The following is a 372-nucleotide window of genomic DNA, read 5'->3' as shown; positions in this document are numbered from 1 at the left end:
AGAGGCTTTGATAGATCGACTCGTGCGAAACCTGCAGCTCAGCCTGGCCGGCGAATACGACCGCGAGGTCGTCACTGATCTGCTGCGGGCTCCAGTTCTTCCGCAACCGCTCCTCGACGACGGCGGCAAGCAGCCGGTCGTCGAGCTTGCTCGGCTTGGGCCGGGCCGCTCTGATCACGCACCGTTTCTGAGCGGCATAGGGCCGGTAGCTGCGCGTAATCGGGTGGGCGTTACGACGCAGCTCCCGGCTGATCGTTGACGCGGAGCGCCCCAAATCCCGGGCAATCGCGCGAATACCGGCCCCGCCCAGCCGCAGATCCGCGATGCGTAGACGCTCCTCTTGACCCATATAGCGCCCCGAAGAGGCCACGG

1 protein-coding gene is annotated in these 372 nt (G+C 65.9%); it reads right to left on the bottom strand.

The window, feature by feature from the left end:
* Positions 1–349: transposase (locus tag QN350_RS20080; RefSeq protein WP_416347750.1), on the bottom strand; the 349-nt coding region annotated here is incomplete at its 3' end.
* Positions 350–372 lie beyond the last annotated feature (23 nt).

This window comes from Cryobacterium sp. 10I5 (assembly GCF_035019865.1).
GTDB lineage: Bacteria > Actinomycetota > Actinomycetes > Actinomycetales > Microbacteriaceae > Cryobacterium > Cryobacterium breve_A.
This window is presented reverse-complemented; position numbering and strand designations above follow the sequence as displayed.